The sequence below is a fragment of the Stenotrophomonas sp. STEN009 genome (assembly GCF_056760395.1).
This window is the reverse complement of record NZ_JBRRES010000034.1, coordinates 32742-46910: the sequence shown is the minus strand read 5'-3', so window position 1 is coordinate 46910 and position 14169 is coordinate 32742. Positions and strand designations below refer to the sequence as shown.

At 64.8% G+C, this 14169-nt stretch carries 13 protein-coding genes and 4 tRNA genes; 16 read left to right on the top strand and 1 reads right to left on the bottom strand.

The window, feature by feature from the left end:
- The first annotated feature begins 141 nt into the window (after positions 1 to 141).
- From pth to ACVOMM_RS15185, 3 genes are all read left to right on the top strand, one after another.
- Entirely contained in the window at positions 142 to 720 is a 579-nt protein-coding gene (pth, locus tag ACVOMM_RS15195) for an aminoacyl-tRNA hydrolase (protein ID WP_053520316.1), read from the top strand.
- 102 nt (positions 721 to 822) lie between these two features.
- A complete protein-coding gene (ychF, locus tag ACVOMM_RS15190) occupies positions 823 to 1914 on the top strand; it encodes a redox-regulated ATPase YchF (protein ID WP_053520317.1) in 1092 nt (363 codons plus the stop codon).
- Positions 1915 to 2525: 611 nt separating this feature from the next.
- On the top strand, positions 2526 to 3221 hold the full coding sequence (locus tag ACVOMM_RS15185) for a hypothetical protein (RefSeq protein WP_459062606.1): 696 nt from the start codon (positions 2526 to 2528) through the stop codon (positions 3219 to 3221).
- Between the two features lie 74 nt (positions 3222 to 3295).
- Here the strand turns inward: ACVOMM_RS15185 and ACVOMM_RS15180 are convergent, their stop codons facing one another.
- Positions 3296 to 6034, bottom strand: coding sequence for a TonB-dependent receptor plug domain-containing protein (locus tag ACVOMM_RS15180; protein WP_180875742.1), 2739 nt, complete (start codon positions 6032 to 6034; stop codon positions 3296 to 3298).
- Positions 6035 to 6203: 169 nt separating this feature from the next.
- Between ACVOMM_RS15180 and ACVOMM_RS15175 the strand changes: the two genes are divergently transcribed.
- From ACVOMM_RS15175 to rplL, 13 genes are all read left to right on the top strand, one after another.
- Positions 6204 to 7226, top strand: a complete 1023-nt coding sequence (locus ACVOMM_RS15175) for a cyanophycinase (RefSeq protein ID WP_340044552.1) — start codon at positions 6204 to 6206, stop codon at positions 7224 to 7226.
- 88 nt (positions 7227 to 7314) lie between these two features.
- Positions 7315 to 8331 (top strand): isoaspartyl peptidase/L-asparaginase family protein, encoded by a 1017-nt coding sequence (locus tag ACVOMM_RS15170; RefSeq protein ID WP_481526458.1) that lies wholly within the window; start codon positions 7315 to 7317, stop codon positions 8329 to 8331.
- Positions 8332 to 8468: 137 nt separating this feature from the next.
- Positions 8469 to 8554: transfer RNA gene (locus ACVOMM_RS15165), tRNA-Tyr, on the top strand.
- A 25-nt stretch (positions 8555 to 8579) separates the two neighbouring features.
- Positions 8580 to 8653, top strand: a tRNA-Gly gene (locus tag ACVOMM_RS15160).
- A gap of 48 nt (positions 8654 to 8701) precedes the next feature.
- Positions 8702 to 8777: transfer RNA gene (locus ACVOMM_RS15155), tRNA-Thr, on the top strand.
- 39 nt (positions 8778 to 8816) lie between these two features.
- Positions 8817 to 10007 carry an elongation factor Tu gene (gene tuf / locus ACVOMM_RS15150; protein WP_065176003.1) on the top strand — a complete coding sequence of 397 codons (1191 nt, stop codon included), beginning with the start codon at positions 8817 to 8819 and terminating at the stop codon, positions 10005 to 10007.
- 103 nt (positions 10008 to 10110) lie between these two features.
- Positions 10111 to 10186, top strand: a tRNA-Trp gene (locus ACVOMM_RS15145).
- 48 nt (positions 10187 to 10234) lie between these two features.
- Positions 10235 to 10648 carry a preprotein translocase subunit SecE gene (gene secE / locus ACVOMM_RS15140; RefSeq protein ID WP_053519951.1) on the top strand — a complete coding sequence of 138 codons (414 nt, stop codon included), beginning with the start codon at positions 10235 to 10237 and terminating at the stop codon, positions 10646 to 10648.
- A gap of 10 nt (positions 10649 to 10658) precedes the next feature.
- Entirely contained in the window at positions 10659 to 11222 is a 564-nt protein-coding gene (gene nusG, locus ACVOMM_RS15135) for a transcription termination/antitermination protein NusG (protein WP_053519952.1), read from the top strand.
- Between the two features lie 231 nt (positions 11223 to 11453).
- Positions 11454 to 11882, top strand: a complete 429-nt coding sequence (gene rplK, locus ACVOMM_RS15130) for a 50S ribosomal protein L11 (protein ID WP_004145248.1) — start codon at positions 11454 to 11456, stop codon at positions 11880 to 11882.
- A 4-nt stretch (positions 11883 to 11886) separates the two neighbouring features.
- Complete coding sequence (rplA, locus tag ACVOMM_RS15125; RefSeq protein ID WP_004154350.1) at positions 11887 to 12585, top strand: 50S ribosomal protein L1; 699 nt, start codon at positions 11887 to 11889, stop codon at positions 12583 to 12585.
- A 388-nt stretch (positions 12586 to 12973) separates the two neighbouring features.
- Positions 12974 to 13504, top strand: a complete 531-nt coding sequence (gene rplJ / locus ACVOMM_RS15120) for a 50S ribosomal protein L10 (RefSeq protein WP_053519953.1) — start codon at positions 12974 to 12976, stop codon at positions 13502 to 13504.
- Positions 13505 to 13567: 63 nt separating this feature from the next.
- Complete coding sequence (gene rplL, locus ACVOMM_RS15115) at positions 13568 to 13936, top strand: 50S ribosomal protein L7/L12 (protein WP_053519954.1); 369 nt, start codon at positions 13568 to 13570, stop codon at positions 13934 to 13936.
- Positions 13937 to 14169 lie beyond the last annotated feature (233 nt).

Genomic DNA, 14169 nt, shown 5'->3' with positions numbered 1-14169 from the left:
CCCCCCCCCCCCCCCCCCCCCCCCCCCCCCCCCCCCCCCCTTCCCCGCCCCCCCCCCCCCCCCCCCCCCCCCGCCCGCCCCCCCCCCCCCGCCGGCCCCGCCCCCCCCCCCCCCCCGCCCCGGCATCTACAGGAAGATCCAATGGCAGGACTGCGACTGATCGTCGGTCTGGGCAATCCCGGATCGGAGCACGCCCGGACCCGGCACAATGCCGGGTTTCATTTCGTTGAGGCCCTGGCGGAAAAGGCAGGGGCGCGATGGAACGTGGACAGCAAGCTGTTCGGCGAGACCGCCAAGGTCGAGATCGCCGGGCAGACGGTATGGCTGCTCAAGCCTGCCACTTTCATGAACCTCAGTGGCAAATCGGTCACCGCCGCGCAGCGGTTCTGGAAGATCGAGCCCGAGGAAACCCTGTTGGCGCATGATGAACTGGACCTCCCGCCCGGTGTGGCGCGGCTCAAGTTCGACGGCGGTCATGGCGGCCAGAATGGCCTGCGTGACACCATCCGCCTGCTGGGTCACGGCAAGTTCCATCGCCTGCGCGTGGGCATCGGCCATCCCGGCCACAAGGATCGCGTGGTGGGCTGGGTGCTGGGCCGCCCGTCCAAGGACGACGACCTGCTGATCGCGCGCGCCATCGACGATGCGATCGACGTGATGCCGCTGGCCGTACAGGGCGATTTCAATGAAGCGATGAAGCGCCTGAACACCCCGAAGTAGCTGCCAACCCCGGTTGGCACCCGCAATGATCGATTGAAACAGCTTGGGAAAGCGGCGCGCGCGCTGTTTTCCCAATCAATTTCACCCCAGAGGTTGTCAAAGATGGGTATCAAATGCGGCATCGTCGGCCTGCCCAACGTCGGCAAGTCGACCCTGTTCAACGCGCTGACCAAGGCGGGCATCGCCGCGGCGAACTTCCCGTTCTGCACCATCGAACCGAACGTCGGCATCGTGCCGGTGCCGGACCCGCGCCTGAACGAGCTGGCAGCGATCATCAACCCGCAGAAGGTCATTCCGACCGCCGTGGAATTCGTCGACATCGCCGGCCTGGTCGCCGGCGCTGCCAGCGGCGAAGGACTGGGCAACAAGTTCCTCGCGCACATCCGCGAAGTCGATGCGATCACCCACGTGGTGCGCTGCTTCGAGAACGCCGACGTCATCCATGTCAACAACAAGGTCGATCCCATTTCGGATATCGAAACCATCGATACCGAACTGGCCCTGGCTGATCTGGACAGCGTCGAGAAGGCGCTGAACCGCGCCGAGCGCGCGGCCAAGGGTGGCGACAAGGAGGCCGCCGCGCGCAAGCCGGTGCTGGCCAAGCTGCAGGCTGCGCTTTCTGACGGCAAGTCCGGCCGTTCGGTGGGTCTGGACGAGGAAGAGAAGGCGCTGGTGCGCGACCTGTTCCTGCTGACCCTGAAGCCGGTGATGTACATCGCCAACGTGCTGGAGGACGGGTTCGAGAACAACCCGCACCTGGAAGCCGTGCGCGCGCACGCTGCCGCCGAGGGCGCGCAGGTGGTACCGGTGTCCGCCGCGATCGAGGAAGAACTGTCGCAGCTTGACGACGAGGATCGCGACACGTTCCTGGCCGACCTGGGCCTGAGCGAGCCGGGCCTGAACCGCGTGATCAACGCGGCCTACAGCCTGCTGGGCCTGCAGACCTACTTCACTGCCGGCGTGAAGGAAGTCCGCGCCTGGACCGTGCGCAAGGGTGCCACCGCCCCGCAGGCCGCCGCGGTCATCCACACCGACTTCGAGAAGGGCTTCATCCGCGCCGAAACCATCGCGTATGACGACTTCATCAAGTACAAGGGCGAAGCCGGTGCCAAGGAAGCCGGTCGCCTGCGCCTGGAAGGCAAGGAATACCGCGTGCAGGAAGGCGACGTGCTGCACTTCCGCTTCAACGTCTGATCCAGCGGCATCGGATCGACCCCGGACGCCCCGCCCCGAGCGGGGCGTCCGCGTTTCCGGCATCCGTCTCTGCGCTGGACAAAAATTGACCATGCTCTGAAACGCCTGCAGCGCAACGTTCGCACACACTTGTCCACATCAAACCCCCACCGCTTTCCACGCGCGGTGTGGAAAACCCAGCGTGCCGCTGTAGAGCCGAGCCCATGCCCGGCTGATGCCAGCCGGAGCCGAGCATGGGCTCGGCTCTACAGAAGCTTGTCCGCACGCCGTGGACAAAATTTCACCGCGCTTGGAAACGCCTGCGCGACAACGCTCTCACCCACTTGTCCACATCAAGTTCCCATTGCCTTCCACGCTGCGTGTGGAAAACAATCGCAGTCGTGGACAAAAAATCACCATGCATGGAAACGCCTGAGGCGCAAGGCTCTCGCCTACTTGTCCACACCAAGCCCCCATCGCTTTCCACGCGTGGTGTGGAAAACCACGGCCAACAGCAGATTCCGATTTCGGACTTGTTGCATGGTGCGCGGCGCGGTGCTGCTTCAGGCTGGCCTCTGACCCTTCCACTGACACGGGCGGCATCATGCCTGTGCGCGACCCGGAGAGTTGCTATGACGACGCGAACGTATGGGTGGGTAGTGGCGATCGCGGCCCTCGGGTTGCTTCTGGCCTACGGCTGCCAATACATGGTCGTGCGGCCTGCAAGAGGGAGTGCATCAGCCCCGGAGTGCAGTGCCGTCAGCCTGTTGAGTGCCATGCGCGAGCGGCTGCGACCCGAAGCGGACTTCAGCGAAAGCGGTGGTATCTACCTGGACTCTGTTGACCCGGAGGATCCAGAGGCACTGATCGCCTATGCAGCACTGGGCCGTATCTGCCGGGAGCCAGCAGGACGACGCACCGATGAGGGGCAGGCCGTTGCCAGACGGCTTGCCCGGATCGCATCCAGCTTCATCGTCGGGGGAAGGCTTGAGCCCGGTCGCTACGTCCTGACCGCGGCCACGGATGGCTCCCGGGGCGATGAAGTGGTGGCAGTGTCACCGGAACACCTTGCACTGCTGCGGAGCATGAACACCCGCACGCTGGGGAGAGCAGTGATGCTGATGGACAGCAAGCGTCCCTACGGTGATATGCATTATTTCTACATCGACATGGCCCGCGCGCTGGGGGAGCCGGTTCCGCTGGACGCGAATGGTAATGCGACGTTCGCGCCGGGGGTGATTGCCCGGTACGACGAACTGCATGGACAGATGCTTGATGTGGTCCGTGTCTTCTGGCGCTTTGCGGAGCCGGCGCAGTCTACGTCCTGAGCGGAACTGCACGCGGAAGGGGACGGAGGCCTGCGCCCCCGTCTTCCCGCCTGAGTTCAATGCAGCGGCACGCCTTACAGCGCGCTGCCGCCGAACTTGTGCGTGTACTGCAGATTTATCGTGCGGCCCACGCTGTCGAACCAGGAGACGTCGTAGTACGGGTACGCCGTGTATGTGGCGTCCTTCGGCGGCATCTTGTTGAACACGTTGACCACAGACAGAGACAGGCGCGAGTGGTCGTCGAAGCGATACTGCACCGACGCGTTGTAGCGGTACGTGGCCCTGATGTACGGGCTGTCGCCGCTGTCCCAGTCGAACACCTGGTCGTAGCTGTCCGAGGTGGGCAGCTTGCCCAGTCGCGAACCGTACACGGTGGCCGACCACGCATCCTTTTCCCACGTCACACTGACGCTGCTCTTGGTGCGTGGGATGTCGAAGCCGCTGTTCACCGCGAACTGGTCCTCGATCGCATCGCCGGTGTAGCGCTGGAAATCGTGCTTCTTCACCCAGGTGTGGCTGCCGTTGAAGATGAAGTCACCGATACCGGTCTGCAGGCGGTAGCGCAGGCCCGCATCGATGCCCGAGGTCGACTCGCGTGCCACGTTGATCGGATTCACATGCACCCCGTACAGGCGGCCGTCGGCGGTCCGGGTCACCCGCGCCAGTGCGTCCACGCAGGTTGGTGACGTGATGTCGGCGTCGCCCAGGCGGCAGTTCGCTTCACTGGCCAGGATCGTGCGCACGTCCATGTCCTGCACCTGCCTGCGCATGTCGATGTCGAACCAATCCACCGAAAGATCCAGCCCTGCGGCCGGCGACCAGACGAAGCCTGCGCTCCACGAGGTGCTGGTCTCCGGGTCCAGCTCGCGGTTGCCGCTGCGGCTGCGGATGACGTTGCGCTCGTAGTCCGAGCAGTCGTCGGCCTGTTCGGCGCGGCAGCTGTACAGGTCCTCGGCGCTGGTCTCGTCGTTGCCGGGGCCGGCAAACACGTAGTGCAGGTCCGGGGCGCGGAAGGCCGTGCCGTACGAGCCGCGCACCAGCAGGCTCTCGACCGGGCGCCACTCAAGGCCGCCGCTCCAGGTCGCCTTGCCGATCGTGTGGCCGGAGTAGCGGTACTGGTCATAGCGACCGGCCACGCTCAGGTTGATCGTCTCGTGCAGCGGCATGCGCAGCTCGGCGGCCGTTGCCCAGCGGTTGCGCGAACCCTTGCCGTCGGAATCCTTCCAGCTGTAGTAGTAGTACTGGGTCGCCAGCGGATCGGGATTCAGCGCGTAGGCCTGCTGGCCCACTTCCACGGTCGCGGCAAAACCGGCATCGCCGCCGGGCAGGGCGAACAGCGAGCCGTTGGTCAGGGTGAGGGCGGCCGTCTCGGTGCGGGACTTCGGGGTATAGGTGGTGCGTGCGGCGATCGCGTCGTACTCGGCGCGGGTCAGCGGTCGGTACAGCCGCGACGGGTCAGCGTTGTAGATCGGGAAGCCGTCGTCGTCCTCGCCCAACTGCGGGCCCAGGAACAGGTCGTTGGCCCTGCCGGCGATGATCTGTGGCCAGCTGATCCGCGACTGGTACTGCGAATGGCTCAACGCCGCTTCGTAATCCCAGTTGCCGGCCAGGTTGCCCTTGAAGCCGGTGGTCACGCTGAAGGTCTTCTGCGTGCTGCGCACCATCGCGTTGCGCAGGCCACCCATTTCCTCGGGCGAGAACTGACGCTGCCAGAACTCGATTTCGCCAGTGGCTTCGTTGCTGAAGTAGCCCGACTCGTCGCCGTCGGCGGCCATGCGGCCCCACGACGCCACGTCGCGCATCAGCGCCAGCGTGTGGTAACCCATCTGCACGTCGGCGAACCACTGCTGGCCGTTGTCGAAGTCATAGCTCAGCGAGGCATAGCCGTTGGCGCCGCGGCGCTTGCTGAGGATGGTGCCGTAGCCGATCGACGCGTCGCTGCCGCAGTAGTAGCCATAGCGGGGGCGGAAGGCATGGTAGGTGCTGCCCTGATTCTGTCCGCTCAGGGCATCGCAGGTGGCCGCGCCCGGATCCAGGTAGTCATCGTTGTAGTCGGTGCGCAGGTAGGCACGGCGGGCGATGCGCGAGCCCTCGGTCGGCCCGTCCTGGGTCGAATCCTGGATGTCGCGCTCATAGGCCCACAGCGGCGTCTGCGACTGCAGCTCCACGCTGTACACCGCATTGAAGCGGCCCGTGCTGAACCCGCTGGACAGGCTCATGTCGAAGGAATCGCCACCGCCCTCACTGGTGGTGCCCATGCGCACGTCGACCGTGGTGCCGTCGGCCTTCTTCTTGAGGATGAAGTTGACCACGCCGGCGATCGCGTCCGAACCATAGATGGCCGAGGCGCTGCCGGTCAGCACTTCGATGCGGTCGATCATGCCCAGCGGAATGTTGGACACGTCGGTGAAGTTGCTGCGGCCCTGGAAAGGCATCGGGAAATCGGCGATGCGGCGGCCGTTGACCAGCACCAGGGTGTGGTTGGGTCCCAGCCCGCGCAGGTCGACCTGCTGTGCACCCGGCGAGAAGTCGGCGCCGCTGGAGGATTGCTGGCTCTGCGTCTCGCCACCGTTCTGGGTCATTGCCCGCAGCACGTCGGGCACGGTGGTGAAGCCGCTGGAACGGATCTGTTCGGCGTCGATCACCGTGATCGGGGCGGGGCCCTCGACCTGGGCGCGCGGAATGCGTGAGCCGGTGACCTGCACCGCATCGAGCTGCCGTACCGGAGAGGAGGCCGGAGCCTGGGCCGCCGCAGAAGCGGCAAGGCCCATCAACGCCAGCTGGATCGACCACGCCATCGCCTGTCTACGCATGAGAAGTTCCCGGAAGTAATGCCGGCCCGCAGAGGAGGGGCCCATCCCCCATTCAGATTTCCGCAATGGGCGCCGGCATTTAACGCCTTTTTCATGCTCTTGACTACTGATGCCCCATCTGGCAAAGAGTGAAAACGCTTGCAGGTCGTTTCTGTTCAGGGAGATCAAGATGCGACGGTTCCATCGAAGGCTGCGCCAAGTGCTTGCCGGCCTGGCAGTGCTGGTTCTCCTGGGCTCGCCGCTGGCCGCGTCCGCGCAGGACCTGCAGGGGCCGGGATTCGCCTATTACGAGACCGGCGATCTCGATGCCCCGCGACCGGGGCCGAGGGCGCCAGCGATGATGCTGATGGGCGGTGGAGAGTGGGTGCCGGAGGCGTTCCAGTGGTGGTTGAAGCAGGCCGGCAATGGCCGCGTGCTGATCCTGCGCGCCTCCGGCAGCGACGAGCTGCAGGAGCGTCTGCACCATGACATCGGCGGCACCACCGCCGTGCAGACCCTGGTGTTCGACAGCCGTCGTGGCGCCGACGACCCGGCCGTACTGCGGGTGGTGGCCGCGGCCGACGCCATCTTCATCGCCGGCGGCGACCAGTCGCGCTACATCCGCTTCTGGAAGGGGACCGCACTCAACCGCGCGCTCAATGCCCACGTCCGTGCCGGCAAACCGATCGCCGGCACCAGTGCCGGATTGGCGATCCTCGGTGGCTATGCCTACGGCGCGCTTGACGGTGGCAGCGTCACCTCCGCCGCCGCGCTGGCCGACCCGATGGGCAGCGCGGTGACGATGGACAGTGGCTTCCTGCAGATGCCCTATCTGCAGCGGGTGGTCACCGACACCCACTTCGACCGGCGTGATCGTCTCGGTCGCCTGATCGTTTTCGTTGCCCGTGCCGCGCAGGACAGTGGCGACCCGGACATGATCGGCATCGGCGTGGACGAAGACACCGCGCTGTGCGTGGAGCCTGACGGACGCGCGCAGGTGTACAGCGCCGATGGTCATGGCAGGGTCTGGGTGGTCCGCCCGGGACGTGGCGCGGACCGGCTCACGCAGGGCGAACCGCTGCGTTTCCACGCTGTGCCGGTTACCGTGGTGGCAAGCGGTGGCCGCATGCGGCTGGACGACTTCCAGGCCGACGCCGACTATCACGCAGCGGTCGATGTTGACGGTGGCCGGATTGAACTGATCCGTCGCTGACCGCTGCTGCCGGCCGCGCGCCGGCGCTTCCCTTCGGGCATCTCGTCGAGCCTGCTCGATGCCATCGCTTCCATTTCCGGAGATATCGATGAAGCTTCATCTGGCGCTGTCTGCGCTGCTGTCCCTGCCGTTGCTCGCCCATGCTGCGCCGGATGCGTCGCCCCTGCTGGTCATCCATGGCGGTGCCGGCGTCGAGCGCAAGGATCTGTCCGCCGCCGAGGAGAAGGCGGCACGTGCGGCACTCCGTGCGGCGCTGCTGAAGGGGCATGCCGAGCTGGCAGCCGGTCGCCCTGCACTGGCGGCGGTCACCGCAGCGATCACCGTTCTCGAGGACGATCCCACGTTCAATGCCGGCAAAGGCGCGGTGTTCACCCACGACGGGCGCAACGAGCTGGACGCGGCCGTGATGGATGGCGCCACCCAGGCGGCCGGCGCGGTGGCCGGCGTGCAGCGCGTACGCAACCCGATCGTGCTGGCAACGGCCGTGATGCAGGAATCGAAACACGTGATGATGGTCGGGCAGGGCGCTGAGGCGTTCGCCGTCGAGCAGGGCATGACCCTGGTCGATCCTTCGTACTTCCGCACCGACAAGCGCTGGCAGCAGCTGCAGCGCGCACTGAAGGAGGAGGCCGGCGGCCAGGCCCACGCCGACCTGGAAACGGCCCGGCACTTCGGCACGGTCGGTGCGGTTGCGCTGGATGCGCAGGGGCGCCTGGCAGCGGGGACCTCCACCGGAGGAATGACCAACAAGCGCTACGGGCGCGTCGGCGATTCGCCGATCATCGGCGCCGGCACCTGGGCCGATGCACGCTGTGCGGTGTCGGGAACCGGGTGGGGCGAGTACTACATCCGCACCGCTGCCGCGCACGAGATCTGCGCGCGTATCCGCTACCAGGGCCAGTCGCCGGCGGAGGCGGGCAGGGGCGTGATCAACGAGGCGATTCCGCAGATGGGTGGGGATGGCGGTGCGATCGTGCTCTCCGCCGATGGAAAAGCGGCCACGCCGTTCAACACGCAGGGCATGTACCGCGGCTGGATTGGTGCCGACGGCGTTCCGCATGTGGCGATCTTCGCCGACGAGGCCTTGGCACTGCCCGGGCAATAGGCTTGCGTATCAAAGGGTTTGCGACGCATGTGAAAAAAAGTGAAAAAAAGCGTTGACAGGCCCCCGCTTCATCTCCAGAATTGCGGGCTCACCACCACACACCGCAACGCTTCGGCGGCACGGGATGGGGTTGAAACGGAGGGATACCCAAGCGGCCAACGGGGGCAGACTGTAAATCTGCTGGCTTACGCCTTCGGTGGTTCGAATCCACCTCCCTCCACCAGCTTCACGTTGTGGCACTTCCCGGTGCGGGAGTAGTTCAATGGTAGAACCTCAGCCTTCCAAGCTGATGGTGCGGGTTCGATTCCCGTCTCCCGCTCCATTGAATGAACTTTGAATATTATCGAGTTCATGCCATAATGCAAAACTCGCTCACGTAGCTCAGTCGGTAGAGCACTTCCTTGGTAAGGAAGAGGTCGAAGGTTCGATTCCTTTCGTGAGCACCATCTTCAGCACCACACCAGACGAATTCGAGATAAGCAGCCATGGCCAAGGGTAAGTTCGAGCGCACCAAGCCGCACGTCAACGTCGGCACCATCGGTCACGTCGACCACGGCAAGACCACGCTGACCGCCGCGCTGACCAAGATCGGCGCCGAGCGCTTCGGTGGCGAGTTCAAGGCGTATGACGCCATCGACGCCGCACCGGAAGAAAAGGCTCGTGGCATCACGATCTCGACCGCGCACGTCGAATACGAATCCCCGACCCGTCACTACGCCCACGTTGACTGCCCGGGCCACGCTGACTACGTCAAGAACATGATCACCGGTGCCGCCCAGATGGACGGCGCGATCCTGGTGTGCTCGGCCGCTGACGGCCCGATGCCGCAGACCCGCGAGCACATCCTGCTGTCGCGTCAGGTCGGCGTGCCGTACATCGTGGTGTTCCTGAACAAGGCTGACATGGTCGACGACGCCGAGCTGCTCGAGCTGGTCGAAATGGAAGTGCGCGAACTGCTGAGCAAGTACGAGTTCCCGGGCGACGACACCCCGATCATCTCGGGTTCGGCCCGCCTGGCGCTGGAAGGCGACCAGAGCGAGATCGGCGTGCCGGCGATCCTGAAGCTGGTCGACGCGCTGGACACCTGGATTCCGGAGCCGGAGCGTGCGATCGACAAGCCGTTCCTGATGCCGGTGGAAGACGTGTTCTCGATCTCGGGCCGCGGCACCGTGGTGACCGGTCGTATCGAGCGCGGCGTGATCAAGGTCGGTGACGAAATCGAAATCGTCGGTATCCGTCCGACCCAGAAGACCACCGTGACCGGCGTGGAAATGTTCCGCAAGCTGCTGGACCAGGGCCAGGCAGGCGACAACGCCGGTCTGCTGCTGCGCGGCACCAAGCGTGACGACGTCGAGCGCGGCCAGGTTCTGGCCAAGCCGGGTTCGATCACCCCGCACACCGAGTTCGAAGGCGAAGTGTACGTGCTGTCGAAGGACGAGGGCGGCCGTCACACCCCGTTCTTCAACGGCTACCGCCCGCAGTTCTACTTCCGCACCACCGACATCACCGGCGCTGCCAAGCTGCCGGAAGGCGTGGAAATGGTGATGCCGGGTGACAACGTCAAGATGACCGTGACCCTGATCAACCCGGTCGCGATGGACGAAGGCCTGCGCTTCGCCATCCGCGAAGGTGGCCGCACCGTCGGCGCCGGCGTGGTCTCGAAGATCATCAAGTAAGCCTGCAGTACCGGCGGTTGCATAGCGCTGCCGGTCGCGCGAGTGGCGGGCCGGGAACCTCGGTCCGCCTTCGCCGTCTAAGGGAAGGCAAGTTTCAAAACGTACGCCAGTAGCTCAATTGGCAGAGCAGCGGTCTCCAAAACCGCAGGTTGGGGGTTCGAGTCCCTCCTGGCGTGCCATCTGCCCACCTTATCCAGCGGCTCTTGCCGCTAAAGCAGACACACCGGATGAATAGCAAGATCGAACATTCCAAGGACACCTCCGCCAGCGGTGGAGATATCGTCAAGTACGTTGCCGCATCCCTGCTGGTGCTGGCGGGTCTGTTCGTCTGGTTCTGGTTCTCCGCCGACTCCGGTCGCGCCGCCCAGCTGGGCGCGTGGGCGGGTCAGCTGCGTGCGTTGGCGGTCGTGGTCGGTCTGGTTGGCGGTATCGGCGTGTTCATGCTGACCGGCAAGGGGCGCGACACCCGCGAATTCCTCTCCGAGTCGCGCTTCGAACTGCGCAAGGTGGTCTGGCCGACGCGCCAGGAAGCCGTTCGCATGACCTGGGTCGTGATTGTCGTGGTGCTCATCCTCAGCCTGCTGCTGGGTGGCTTCGACTTCCTGATCCAGAAACTGACTCAGTGGTTCCTGAGCCGCTAAGGAGAATTGCATGAAGCGTTGGTACGTCGTTCACGCCTATTCGGGCTTCGAGAAGTCGGTGGCGCAGGCTCTGCGTGATCGCATCGTCCGTGATGGCATGGAAGAGCGCTTCGGCGACGTCCTGGTTCCGACCGAGGAAGTGATCGAGATGCGCGCCGGCCAGAAGCGCCGGTCCGAGCGCAAGTTCTTCCCGGGTTACGTGCTGGTCCAGATCGAGACTCACGAAGAAGCCGGTATTCCGCGCATCGACAACGAAAGCTGGCACTTGGTCAAGGAAACCCCGCGCGTGATGGGCTTCATCGGCGGTACCGCCGATCGTCCGCTGCCGATTGCCGATTCCGAAGCCGAGTCCATCCTGAACCGCGTTCAGGAAGGTGTCGAGAAGCCGCGTCCGAAGGTGCTGTTCGAGCCGGGCCAGATGGTCCGCGTCACCGATGGTCCGTTCAACGATTTCAATGGTGTGGTCGAAGAAGTCAACTACGAGAAGAGCCGTCTGCGCGTCTCGGTGCTGATCTTCGGTCGTGCCACCCCGGTCGAGCTCGAGTTCGGCCAGGTCGAGAAGCAGACCGGCTGATGCCCGGTGATGCTGCCGGCCACGGGCTGGCAGCCTTCAGGTCGCCCTCCCTGTTCAGACAGGGCGCCCAAAATCTGATATAGTGCGCGGCTCCCCGCTGGGAAGCCAGCAGGACGAGGCCACCGCAAGGTGGCCTTCGGCATGATTTCAAAACGCGATGCCGGGACGCGTGATTCCCGGTCCGATGGGGAGCCTGTTGTCGAAAGGCGCTAGCACCCGGAGAGTACTCACATGGCAAAGAAAGTTGTCGGTTACATCAAGCTGCAGGTGAAGGCCGGTCAGGCCAACCCCTCGCCGCCGGTCGGTCCTGCGCTGGGTCAGCGCGGCCTGAACATCATGGAATTCTGCAAGGCGTTCAACGCTGCCACGCAGAAGCTCGAGCCGGGTCTGCCGGTTCCGGTGATCATCACGGCCTACTCGGACCGTACGTTCACCTTCATCACCAAGAGCACCCCGGCCACCACCCTGCTGAAGAAGGCCGCTGGCATCTCGTCGGGCTCCAAGCGCCCGAACACCGAGAAGGTCGGCAAGGTCACCCGTAAGCAGCTGGAAGAGATCGCCAAGGCGAAGGAACCGGATCTGACTGCCGCCGACCTGGACGCCGCCGTGCGTACCATCGCTGGCTCTGCCCGTTCCATGGGCCTCGTGGTGGAGGGTTAAGAAGATGGCACAGACCAAGCGTGAGAAGGCCATCAAGGCCGCCGTCGTTCCGGGCAAGGCTTACGCCTTCGAGGACGCGATCAACATCCTGAAGAGCGCCACCAAGGCCAAGTTCGTCGAGTCGATCGACGTTGCTGTGCGCCTGGGCGTCGACGCGAAGAAGTCCGACCAGCAGGTCCGTGGCTCCACCGTCCTGCCGGCCGGTACCGGCAAGTCGGTCCGCGTTGCCGTGTTCGCTCCGGCCGGTGCCAAGGCTGATGAAGCCCTGGCCGCTGGCGCCGAAGCCGTCGGCATGGATGACCTGGCCGAGAAGATGCAGGCCGGCGATCTGAACTACGACGTCGTCATCGCGACCCCGGACGCCATGCGCGTTGTCGGTAAGCTGGGCACCGTGCTGGGCCCGCGCGGCCTGATGCCGAACCCGAAGGTCGGCACCGTTTCCCCGAACCCGGGTGAAGCCGTGAAGAACGCCAAGTCGGGCCAGGTCCGTTACCGCACCGACAAGGCTGGCATCATCCACTGCACCATCGGCAAGGCCGACTTCGCCGAAGACGCGCTGAAGTCGAACCTGACCGCGCTGCTGCTGGACCTGATCAAGGCCAAGCCGGCCACCTCGAAGGGCACCTACCTGCAGAAGGTTTCGGTCAGCTCGACGATGGGCCCGGGCGTCACCGTCGACCAGTCGTCGCTGACCCTGAAGTAATTGTTTCAAGCGGTCACGGTACTTTCGGGTGCCGTGACCGTGACATTTGAAGGCATCGCAGGCAGCCCACCGCCTGCGGTAGCCGTCAAAGACCGCAGGCGCGGTCGTGGCAGGGCCGGCGACGGGCACGGAAGCTCGATATGGCAGGGAGTCGCCGCCGGAACAGTCATGAACGCTTAATCGATTCCCCGGAATCACCCTGCGTAGATGGTGCCCTTCTGGAGTTTTTCTGGTTCACGCACGTCTGGGTTTCCCAGGTTGGCCCACTCCAGGTCTAGAACGGCCCACCCCCCGGAACATCATCCTGGTGTTCCCGGCGTCCAGGACGGATGCCGCACAGGACCGCACACGGCAGGAGCCGTAAGCGGAGTTCAATTGGAGGAGTGCAATGGCTCTCAATCTGTCCCAGAAGCAAGAAGTAGTCGCCGAGCTGGCAGACGTCGCCGCCAAGGCCCACTCCTTGATCGCAGCCGAATACGCTGGCACCACGGTCGCCCAGATGACCGCGATGCGCAAGCAGGCTCGTGAAACCGGTGTTTTCTTGAAGGTTGTCAAGAACACCCTGGCTTCGCGCGCCGTTGAAGGCACCGAGTTCGCCGTGGCCCAGGACCAGATGGTTGGTCCGCTGCTGTACGCGTTCTCGCTCGAGGAGCCCGGCGCTGCCGGTCGCCTGATCAAGGAAGCCGCCAAGGGCAACGACAAGCTGAAGGCTAAGGTCGTCGCCATCGGTGGCGAAGTGTTCCCGGCAAGCCACGTCGACGTGCTGGCCTCGCTGCCGACCCGCGATCAGGCCCTGGCCATGCTGGCCCGCGTCCTGACCGAGCCGGTCACGATGTTCGCCCGCGCCATCAAGGCTGTTGGCGAGAAGCAGGGTGGTGGCGAAACCGCCGCTGCCGAGCCGGCCGCCGAGACCGCCTGAGTTTCGACTTACCGTGGTTCCTGACGGAACCTCAACCCAGAAAATCATCCAAAGGTATTAATCATGTCCCTTACCAACGAACAGATCGTCGACGCCATCGCCGAGAAGTCCCTGATGGAAGTGATGGAGCTGGTCAAGGCCATCGAAGAGAAGTTCGGCGTCTCCGCCGCTGCTCCGGTTGCCGTGGCTGCTGCCGCTGGCCCGGCCGCTGCTGTTGAAGAGCAGACCGAGTTCACCGTCACCCTGAAGTCGGCCGGCGAGAAGAAGGTCGAAGTCATCAAGGCCGTCCGCGCCATCACCGGCCTGGGCCTGAAGGAAGCGAAGGACCTGGCCGAAGCCGGTGGCGTCCTGAAGGAAGGCGCTTCGAAGGACGACGCCGAGAAGATGAAGAAGGACCTGGAAGCTGCTGGCGCGACTGTCGAAGTCAAGTAAGCACTTCCTTTGCATCGTCATCGATTCTCGGCGATGCAGCCAAGGCTGGGGGCGTAAGCCCCCGGCCTTTGGTCGTTGTTGCAGGCCCGCGTACTGCGCGGGTGGAATCAGGCGGTAGAAAGCCCAACACGGGCTGCGGTCAAATCCCGGCACGCCCGCGCATCGCGCGGCAGCAGGGAAGTAGATGCAGACGAGTTGGCAGTTGGAAGTAGCGGGAGAAGGCGTGCTGGTGC

What these genes read in the sequence shown, in the direction of transcription:
- pth (WP_053520316.1), top strand. Translation starts at nt 142, where the DNA reads ATGGCAGGACTGCGACTGATCGTCGGTCTGGGCAATCCCGGATCGGAG.
- ychF (WP_053520317.1), top strand. Translation starts at nt 823, where the DNA reads ATGGGTATCAAATGCGGCATCGTCGGCCTGCCCAACGTCGGCAAGTCG.
- ACVOMM_RS15185 (WP_459062606.1), top strand. Translation starts at nt 2,526, where the DNA reads ATGACGACGCGAACGTATGGGTGGGTAGTGGCGATCGCGGCCCTCGGG.
- ACVOMM_RS15180 (WP_180875742.1), bottom strand. Translation starts at nt 6,034, where the DNA reads ATGCGTAGACAGGCGATGGCGTGGTCGATCCAGCTGGCGTTGATGGGC.
- ACVOMM_RS15175 (WP_340044552.1), top strand. Translation starts at nt 6,204, where the DNA reads ATGCGACGGTTCCATCGAAGGCTGCGCCAAGTGCTTGCCGGCCTGGCA.
- ACVOMM_RS15170 (WP_481526458.1), top strand. Translation starts at nt 7,315, where the DNA reads ATGAAGCTTCATCTGGCGCTGTCTGCGCTGCTGTCCCTGCCGTTGCTC.
- tuf (WP_065176003.1), top strand. Translation starts at nt 8,817, where the DNA reads ATGGCCAAGGGTAAGTTCGAGCGCACCAAGCCGCACGTCAACGTCGGC.
- secE (WP_053519951.1), top strand. Translation starts at nt 10,235, where the DNA reads ATGAATAGCAAGATCGAACATTCCAAGGACACCTCCGCCAGCGGTGGA.
- nusG (WP_053519952.1), top strand. Translation starts at nt 10,659, where the DNA reads ATGAAGCGTTGGTACGTCGTTCACGCCTATTCGGGCTTCGAGAAGTCG.
- rplK (WP_004145248.1), top strand. Translation starts at nt 11,454, where the DNA reads ATGGCAAAGAAAGTTGTCGGTTACATCAAGCTGCAGGTGAAGGCCGGT.
- rplA (WP_004154350.1), top strand. Translation starts at nt 11,887, where the DNA reads ATGGCACAGACCAAGCGTGAGAAGGCCATCAAGGCCGCCGTCGTTCCG.
- rplJ (WP_053519953.1), top strand. Translation starts at nt 12,974, where the DNA reads ATGGCTCTCAATCTGTCCCAGAAGCAAGAAGTAGTCGCCGAGCTGGCA.
- rplL (WP_053519954.1), top strand. Translation starts at nt 13,568, where the DNA reads ATGTCCCTTACCAACGAACAGATCGTCGACGCCATCGCCGAGAAGTCC.